The following is an 884-nucleotide window of genomic DNA, read 5'->3' as shown; positions in this document are numbered from 1 at the left end:
GCCGGGGCCGACCACCAGGAGGCAAAGCAAATGATCATCCGACCGGCTGATCACCGGACCCATTCTCGTCCGTCAGGTAGGGAAAATTGAAGGCCCATAATTACGGGAGATTCAACGCCCATTGACAACAATCTCTTCCGTGATGCGGACCTCCTTGGAGACCACCGCCTCCTCGCCTCGTTCTTCGGCCTCGATGGTCCGCTCCTGGAACGCCTGATCAGCATCACTCAGGGCGCGGTCGGCCGGGCGGCGCTCAATGGCAACCCGCTCCTCACGAAGTGTCACCTGCTCGTCGACCGGGGTTTCCACCACATAGGAGCGAATGCGAATCCGCCCGTGACTGACATCACGCATGCCGATCCGCAGCCTCTCTTCCACGACTGGAAGGACTTGCTCGCCGTGATCCGACAGACCGGTTTCGGCACCGGCCAAGCCCGTTTTACGGGGGCTGGCGACCGCCTCGACATCGAGGTCTTCCGCGCGGACGCTGGCGACAACCGATGAGACGGAGGTGGCGGAACCCACCTCCGTTGACGTGCCAGCCGCCGTGCCGGACCAGCCTGCCCAACCCTCCGCGCGCCAGCTCTCAGCCCGCTCGTCAATGTCGATGGCGTATCACAAACCCTTTAGCAGCTTGCGGAAGAAGCGCTTGGCGGCCATCTTGTTGCGGCGACTCTGCACCAGCACATCGAGCACGTTGCCGTGCTGAGCACCGGTCCGCCAGAGATAGTGCAGTTTGCCTCGGATGCGCACGAACACCTGGCGAGTCGCGCGGGGGGATCTCACCCCCGCGCGCTCCCAGAACCGTACGTGACACTCTCGCGTCATACGGCTCCCGATGTTCGGCCATTTCCATGCAGAAAGCGCCAATGCGCAAACAGGTG

The 884-nt window shown here is 63.0% G+C and carries 2 protein-coding genes and 1 pseudogene; 1 reads left to right on the top strand and 2 read right to left on the bottom strand.

Annotation, left to right across the window (positions count from 1 at the left end):
• Positions 1-111: 111 nt before the first annotated feature.
• Positions 112-354, bottom strand: coding sequence for a DUF2382 domain-containing protein (locus tag FS320_RS44300; protein WP_152718769.1), 243 nt, complete (start codon positions 352-354; stop codon positions 112-114).
• Here FS320_RS44300 and FS320_RS45720 point away from each other — a divergent pair.
• Complete coding sequence (locus FS320_RS45720) at positions 337-504, top strand: hypothetical protein (RefSeq protein WP_153885417.1); 168 nt, start codon at positions 337-339, stop codon at positions 502-504. The genes FS320_RS44300 and FS320_RS45720 overlap by 18 nt on opposite strands.
• Positions 505-624: 120 nt before the next feature.
• Here the strand turns inward: FS320_RS45720 and FS320_RS44295 are convergent.
• Positions 625-750, bottom strand: a pseudogene (locus FS320_RS44295) (DDE-type integrase/transposase/recombinase); the annotation flags it as partial.
• Positions 751-884: the final 134 nt, after the last annotated feature.

It is taken from the genome of Microvirga tunisiensis (assembly GCF_009296175.1).
In the GTDB taxonomy this organism is placed as follows: Bacteria; Pseudomonadota; Alphaproteobacteria; order Rhizobiales; family Beijerinckiaceae; genus Microvirga; species Microvirga tunisiensis.
This window is presented reverse-complemented; position numbering and strand designations above follow the sequence as displayed.